7 protein-coding genes and 1 pseudogene are annotated in these 7,123 nt (G+C 60.7%); 3 read left to right on the forward strand and 5 right to left on the reverse strand.

The annotated features are described in order from the left end of the window. Together DBR18_RS03560 and DBR18_RS03565 are read left to right on the forward strand one after the other, a co-directional pair. Window positions 1-1,236 (forward strand): MFS transporter (locus tag DBR18_RS03560; RefSeq protein WP_108589284.1); only part of this gene is annotated, 1,236 nt, incomplete at its 5' end. 156 nt (window positions 1,237-1,392) lie between these two features. Next, the gene (locus DBR18_RS03565) at window positions 1,393-1,953 is read left to right on the forward strand and encodes a hypothetical protein (RefSeq protein ID WP_108589285.1); all 561 of its coding nucleotides are present in this window, start codon (window positions 1,393-1,395) and stop codon (window positions 1,951-1,953) included. Between the two features lie 107 nt (window positions 1,954-2,060). On the opposite strand, the gene DBR18_RS30195 is transcribed toward DBR18_RS03565, so the two are convergent. From DBR18_RS30195 to DBR18_RS03575, 3 genes and pseudogenes are all read right to left on the reverse strand, one after another. Further along, entirely contained in the window at window positions 2,061-2,600 is a 540-nt protein-coding gene (locus tag DBR18_RS30195) for a methyl-accepting chemotaxis protein (protein WP_256214240.1), read from the reverse strand. A 3-nt stretch (window positions 2,601-2,603) separates the two neighbouring features. Then, window positions 2,604-3,380, reverse strand: a pseudogene (locus tag DBR18_RS30200) (PAS domain-containing protein); the annotation flags it as partial. Window positions 3,381-3,788: 408 nt separating this feature from the next. Next, window positions 3,789-4,679, reverse strand: coding sequence for a LysR family transcriptional regulator (locus DBR18_RS03575; protein WP_108589280.1), 891 nt, complete (start codon window positions 4,677-4,679; stop codon window positions 3,789-3,791). Window positions 4,680-4,778: 99 nt separating this feature from the next. Here DBR18_RS03575 and gstA point away from each other — a divergent pair, with 99 nt between their 5' ends. Continuing rightward, window positions 4,779-5,372, forward strand: coding sequence for a glutathione transferase GstA (gene gstA, locus DBR18_RS03580; protein ID WP_108589281.1), 594 nt, complete (start codon window positions 4,779-4,781; stop codon window positions 5,370-5,372). A 125-nt stretch (window positions 5,373-5,497) separates the two neighbouring features. Here the strand turns inward: gstA and DBR18_RS03585 are convergent, their stop codons facing one another. Then, window positions 5,498-6,511, reverse strand: coding sequence for an ABC transporter substrate-binding protein (locus DBR18_RS03585; protein ID WP_108589282.1), 1,014 nt, complete (start codon window positions 6,509-6,511; stop codon window positions 5,498-5,500). Next, window positions 6,508-7,035: a sigma-70 family RNA polymerase sigma factor gene (locus tag DBR18_RS03590; RefSeq protein ID WP_108589283.1), complete on the reverse strand. Its 528-nt coding sequence runs from the start codon at window positions 7,033-7,035 to the stop codon at window positions 6,508-6,510. Before DBR18_RS03590 ends, DBR18_RS03585 begins: the two co-directional genes overlap by 4 nt. Window positions 7,036-7,123: the final 88 nt, after the last annotated feature.

Consider the following 7,123-nt stretch of genomic DNA (forward strand, 5'->3'; position numbering starts at 1 on the left):
ATCCGCGACGGGATCTTCGCCACCGGCAATCAGGGCGTATTCGGTTTCTCCGATCAGGCGGCGTTCGCTTCGGCGACCTTCCTCGGCCTGTTCCTCGGCGCCAGCCTGCTCAGCCCGCTGGCCGATCGATTCGGCCGTCGCGCGATCTTCACCTTTGCGCTGGTCTGGTACACGGTTGCCACGGTGCTGATGGGCATTCAAAGCTCGGCACTGGGAATCATCTGCATGCGTTTTCTGGTGGGGATTGGCTTGGGCATCGAGCTGGTAACTATCGACGCCTACCTCTCGGAACTGGTGCCCAAACGCATGCGCAGTTCGGCGTTTGCCTTCGCGTTTTTCGTGCAGTTTCTGTCGGTGCCGGCGGTGGCGCTGATGTCGTGGTGGCTGGTGCCGCAGGCGCCGTTCGGTGTGTCCGGCTGGCGTTGGGTGGTGCTGGCGAGCGCGGTGTTTGCGCTGTTCATCTGGTGGCTGCGCAAGCGCCTGCCGGAGTCGCCGCGCTGGCTGGCGCAGCATGGGCGGTTCGATGAGGCGAACCGGATTCTCGACGACATCGAGGCACGCTGCGAGAAGGATCACCGCCAACAGCTGGACGCCCCGGAAGCGGTGCCTGTGGATGTCGAGGGCAAGGGCCGCTTCGCCGATATCTGGCAGCCACCGTATCGCCGTCGGGCGTTGATGTTGATCGTGTTTCACGTGTTCCAGGCGATCGGGTTCTTCGGTTTCGGCAACTGGCTGCCGGCGCTGCTTTCCGGCCAGGGCGTCAGCGTCACCCACAGCCTGATGTACGCGTTCATCATCACCCTCGCCTACCCGCTCGGGCCGCTGCTGTTCGTCAAGTTTGCCAACCGTTTCGAGAACAAATGGCAGATCGTCGGCTCGGCCCTCGGCGCCATGACGTTCGGCACCTTGTTCGCGCTGCAGACCAGCGCCTTCGGCCTGATCTTTTGCGGGGTGATGATCACCTTCTGCAACGCCTGGCTGAGCTTCAGTTATCACTCGTACCAGAGCGAATTGTTCCCGACCAACATCCGCGCCCGAGCGGTGGGTTTCTGCTATTCGTTCAGCCGTTTGTCGACGGTGTTCAGCAGCCTGTTGATCGGGCTGTTCCTCGACCACTTCGGCACGCCCGGGGTGCTGGCATTCATCGTCAGCAGCATGCTGATCGTGATGCTGACCATCGGCTGGTTCGGCCCGCGCACGCGCAATCTGGCACTGGAAAACATTGCCCATCGCTGACCGCCCCGCGGTCATCCTCTGCCGCCTGACGGCAAGGGATGACCGCTTTGCTCGGCGCACAAGTCACGTAACTCGTTGAAATCTCGTGGTTCTTCGCAAAGGCACGGTAATTGCTGCGTCAGGCCCGTCAGCCATTATCCATAGGTCTTCATCATGATGTTGGTCAGTGCCAAACAGCAGCAACTCGTTCACTTGCCCAAGCGGCCAGTGGATGACGCGACCACGACCGCCGCTGCCGGTCTGCAAAGCGGCCTGCACGGCGCCATGCTGCAATCGCTGCAAAATCAGGCTCAGTCGCAAGCCACCGATGCAACCTCAAAGGTAGAGGATTCGGCCACGCAGATCGCCACTCAGCAAGTGGCCGCCGCTGCGCGCATCAGCGATAACGTCGACGAGGCCTTCGCCAAGACTCGCGTCGGTCTGCAAACCACTGATGCCACGGCTGCCGGCAGCACCACCGGCACCTCAGCCACCGACGCGTTCAAGGACTACATGAGCAAGTCGCCGGAACAGCGTCTGCGCGACAGTATCCTTCAGAGCATGGGCATCACCGAAGACGACATCAAAGCCATGCCGCCGGAGAAACAACTGGCCATTGGCAAGGAGATCGCCGAGCGCTTGCAGGACAAAATGAAACTGGCGCAGGCGGACAAAGAGAACGTCAATGACGTCAAGGACAGCGACAAACTGGCGGACAAGTTTCTCGCAGCGCTTTGACTGCAAACCCCTGTAGGAGCTGCGGAACGCTGCGATCTTTTGATCTTAAAAAACAACATCAAAAGATCGCAGCGTGCCGCAGCTCCTACAGGGGTTTGGTGTAGATGCTAGTTCAGTTGCAACGTCGCATTGAACTGCCCGATCGCATCCACCACGTGACGCGATCCCTGCTGAATTTCCAGAATTACCTCTCCCGCCTCGTTCGCCAGCTCCACACCCAGCCCGGTGCGGCTCAGACTCGACTGCATGCTCGACACCGCACTCAGCGACAGGTCATGGTTTTTGCGCACCACTTCGACAATCTCAAGCGTCGCCTGACTGGTACGCGCCGCAAGACTGCGCACCTCGTCCGCCACCACGGCAAACCCGCGCCCGTGCTCACCGGCCCGGGCCGCTTCGATGGCGGCGTTGAGCGCCAGCAGGTTAGTCTGGTCGGCGATCCCGCGGATGGTCTGGACGATGGTGCCGATGATGTCCGACTGCTTGCTGACCGCATCGATGCTCAGCGCCGCTTCGTTGAGGTCGCGGGAAATGTCCTGAATGATCTGCACCGTTTGCTGCACGACCTGTGAGCCTTTTTGCGCACAGGCGTCGTTTTGGACCGAGGTGCTGTGGGCCGATTCCGCGGCGTTTTGCAATGTGGTCATTTGGCTGGTGATGTCGCTGGCGAACTTCACCACCTTGTACAAACGACCCTTGGTGTCGAACAGCGGGTTGTACGAGGCTTCGAGATAAACCATCTGCCCGGACTTGTTCTTACGCTCGAAACGGTGCGAGTGATATTCGCCGCGATTGAGGGACGCCCAGAACGCCTTGTACTGCGCCGATTCGGATTCGGAACGGTGACAGAACATGCTGTGGTGATGACCGACGATTTCGTTCAGCGAGTACTGCATGGTCTTCAGAAAGTTGTCGTTGGCGGTAATCACGTTGCCTTCGGGCGTGAACTCGATCACCGCCATCGAACGGCTGATTGCCGCCAGCATGCTTTCTTCTTCGTGCTCTTTGTTGACCCGGGCGGTGATGTCCGACGCCACTTTGATCACACTTTTGACTTGTTTGTCCGGACCATAAACCGGCATGTAGCTGGCTTCGAGCCAGATCTCCTTGCCGGACTTGTTCAAGCGCAGAAACGTGCCGCTGATCGGTTCACCCCGGGCCAGGTCGCGCCACAATCTGGCGTATTCCTCGCTGCGGTAGAACGCTTCTTCGCAAAACACCCGGTGATGTTTGCCGCGCACTTCCTCGGCGCTGTAGCCCATGGTCTTGCAGAAGTTTTCGTTGGCATCCAGAACAATGCCTTCGGGCGTGAATTCGATCATCGCCATCGAACGGCTGATCGCCTCCAGCTTGGCGTTGGCTTCGGTCAAGGCGCAGCTGAAACGCTCGATCTGCTGCAGGTCAGCCTTGTGATGTAGGTTGAACATGGTTGTATCACCTTCCGCGCGGTCTTTTGATTTGATGAAAGTTCAGGTCTTTCAGAATCCACCACTACGTTCCACAGAACAGGCACACGCATTCCTCCACAGGAGGAAGTTGTCAGGTGATAAATGACGTTTAATCAAAGAGTCCATGCAGCGACGCTCTAATCAAGACATCCTTCTCTTGATAGCCCGCGAGCGGGCCAGCCCTAACGTGCAGAAGAACTTCCATGTAAAACAGGCTCCTTGTTGGTTCAGTGTCCGGTGCCTTTGAATGCGCACTCTGGCAGCGTTGAAATCACGGCTAACGGATGACGGTCGACATAGTTAGTTACAGCTCAGCATAGCCAGCGCGAAGCCTTGCGCAAGGCCACTAGTCGGCCAGTATCTGGCACTTTTTGCACAAGAAACGGTTCAGCGAGCGCTCGCGACTGCCGTTTCCGCCAGCAGATCCAGCAAGGCCTGCACCGCCGCTGATGGCGTCTGCCCCGCTGGCAGCACCAGCGAAAACACCCGCTCGATTCGTGGCGTCAATGCCAGCATTCGCAATCCCTGGCGATCGGCCGGCAAGGTCATTTCCGGCACCAGCGTGACGCCGAGGTTTTCTCGCACCAATGTGAAGGCGCTGCTCCATTCGCGCACCTCGACCCGCACATCCTGCAACTGCAATCCAGCTTCGGCGGCGAGGCTGCGGGCGTTGGTCGAGCAACCGCCGGTGGCCAGCACAAAGGGCAGCGCCGTCAGTTCATGCAGGCTGACACCCTGCTCACTGCCTCGCAGCGCCAGCGGATGCCCCGCCGGCACGACCGCCACCCACTCGTCACGGCCCAACGGCCCGGCGTTGCGCTCAGGGCTCGGGTTAAGTACCACGCCGACATCCACCAGACCGGCCGCGAGCAGGGTTTCCACCTCGTCGTCGCTGACCTCCAACGCCACGACTTCGATGCCCGGATACAAGCGATTGAACTGGCGCAGCAGCGGCGGCAGAAAACTCGCCAGCACCATCGGAAAACTCGCCAGTCGAATCGTCCCGCGCAGCATCGGGCGCACGCTGTCGACCGTCTGGCGAATGGTCTCGAGCGCACCGAGCATCAGCCGCGCCTGCTCGATCACCGGCAAGCCGATGGCGGTGGGCAGCGTCTGGCGGCTCTCGCGGCTGAACAGTTGCACGCCGAGGGTTTCTTCCATCAGCGCCAGGGCCTGGCTCGCCCCGGACTGGGTCATGCCGACCCGCTCGGCCGCGCGGGTGATGTTGCCGTGATCGGCGACGGCGACCACCAGCCGCCAATGCATCAGGTTCATCATGGCAGTAGCTGTCCTTATGGCTGCTTTCTGAAAGATTAATTTTACCGAGGGGGCGGCGCACTATGACACTGGCGCCAAATCCTCACCAGAGAGCTGCCGATGAAGCTGTATTACGCCCCGCAAGCCTGTTCGCTGGCGCCGCACATTGTGCTGCGCGAACTGAAGCTGCCCTTCGTGCTGATCCGCGTCGACAACCGCAGCAAGCGCACCGCCAGCGGTGAAGACTTCCTGGCGATCAACCCCAAGGGCTATGTCGCGGCCCTGCAACTGGACAACGGCGCGGTGCTCACCGAAGGTCCGGTGATCCTGCAATATCTGGCGGATCTGCAACCACAGTCAGGATTGGCGCCGGCACCCGGCAGTTTCGAACGCCTGCGTTTGCAGGAGTGGCTGAATTTCATTGCGAGCGAGATTCACGGTGGCCTCGGCGCGCTGTTCGATGAGCGCCTGCCGGCCGAAGTGATCAAGGAGAAGTTGTTCAGGCGTTTTGCGGTGTTGGTGACGACGCTGAAGCAGCAGGATTATTTGCTGCCGAGTGGTTTCAGCGTGGCGGATGCGCTGCTGTTTGTGGTGTTGCGCTGGGCCGGGTTGTTTGACATTGATTTGGCGCAGTGGCCGGCGCTGGCGCGGTTTCAGGCGCGAATAGAGCAGCGGCCGACCGTGGCGGCGGCATTGGCCGCGGAAGCGGCGTAAGTCTGCAGATCATTCGCGAGCAGGCTCGCTCCCACAGGGGTTTTGTGCACGTCAAAAATCCAGTGTGGGAGCGAGCCTGCTCGCGAAGGCGTCAGTTCAAACAACACAGATCAACCGGCAGAAACTCAAAGCCCCGCCGTCACCTTGCTCGCCACCTCCCCCGGCACCCACGCCTTCCACACCTGCGGCTGATCGCGCAAAAACGCTTCGGCAACCTGCCGTGGTGGCTGGCGTTTTTCGCTCATTCCGGCCAGCGTCTGGTTCAGTAGATCAATCGGCAAATCGACTTTCTCGAAGAACGTCACCAGCTCTGGATATTGCGCCTTGAACGGCGCCGACACGCCTATCGCCAGGCTGGCCGGCATCGAGCGGGTGCCCTTGGGATTCGGATTATTGGCATCGGCCAGAGTCTTCCAGGCTTCGGCATCGAACGGCGGCTCTTCGAGCTTCACCAGTTTGAAGCGCCCGAGCAGCGGTGTCGGCGACCAGTAGTAGAACAGCACCGGTTTGCCGCGTTTGATCGACGACGCCACCTCGGCATCCAGCGCCGCGCCGGAGCCGGTGCGGAAGTTGACGTAGCTGTCGGTCAGCGCATAGGCCTTGAGCTTCTGGCTGTTGACGATCTCCGAGGTCCAGCCGGTCGGGCTGTTGAGGAAACGCCCACGGCTCGGGTCTTCCGGGTCGCGGAATACGTCCTTGTAGCGCGGCAGGTCGGCCACCGATTTCAGTTCCGGGGCCAATGGTTTGATGCCGCGCTCGGGGTCGCCCTTGATCACGTATTCCGGCACCCACCAGCCCTCGGTAGCGCCCTTGACCGTATCGCCCAGGCCGAACACCTTGCCTTCATTGGCGGCCTTGACCCATGCCGGACTGCGCCCGGCCCATTCCTCGCCGATCACTTGAATGTCGTTTTTCGCCAGCGCCGCTTCCAGACTGACGGTGCTGCCCGGCAGCGTATCGGTGGGATAGCCGTAACCTTTTTCGACGATCAGGCGCAGCACTTCGGTGATGAAACTGCCGCTTTCCCAAGTGATGTCACCGAAGTGGATTGGCGCTGTTTTCTCCGCCGCCGAAACAGCGCCGACGCTCAGGCTCAGCGCCAGCAGCGAACGGCCGAGCAGGGTTTTGATCGATCTCATGCGGACCTCTTGTCTGTCAGGATTTGGTTGGCGCTGTGGCGGTCGCACAGGGCCTGGGAACGGCTCATGTAAGCGCTGACCGAACGCTGGGAAATGCCCAGTTCGGCGGCGATTTGCGGGTAAGTCAGGCCATCGATCCGCGCCAGCAGGAAGGTCGAACGGACCTTGCCGGGCAGACGTTGCAGGCTGCGGTCGAGGCGTTTGAGGGTCTGGCTCAGTTGGGCGAGTTCTTCAGGCGAAGTGGCGACATCGACGTCGATCTGCTGCGCATGCCGGCGCTCCAGATCCGCCCGGCGCCAGCGCTGATAGAGCAGGCGTTGGGCAATTGTGGTGAGCATGGCGCGGGGTTCACGGATCGCCGTGACACTGGGTGACTGAAGCAACTGCGCGAAGGTTTCGGCAGCGATGTCTTCCGCGCTTTCGGCGTCGTGCAGTTGGCGGCGCAGGTAAGTGCACAGCCAGCGGTAGTGGGTGCGGAACAGTGCGTCGAGATGATTGCGGTGAACGGTGTCGGCGCCGGACATAAGGGCTCCTGGGTAAGGGGTCGCTGAATGTCCGGTGATCCGGTGGCGCGATCGTAGCAAGGCGCCTTATGCATTAATAATATTTATA

Origin of the sequence: Pseudomonas sp. HMWF021, assembly GCF_003061005.1 — a bacterium.
Taxonomy (GTDB): Bacteria; Pseudomonadota; Gammaproteobacteria; order Pseudomonadales; family Pseudomonadaceae; genus Aquipseudomonas.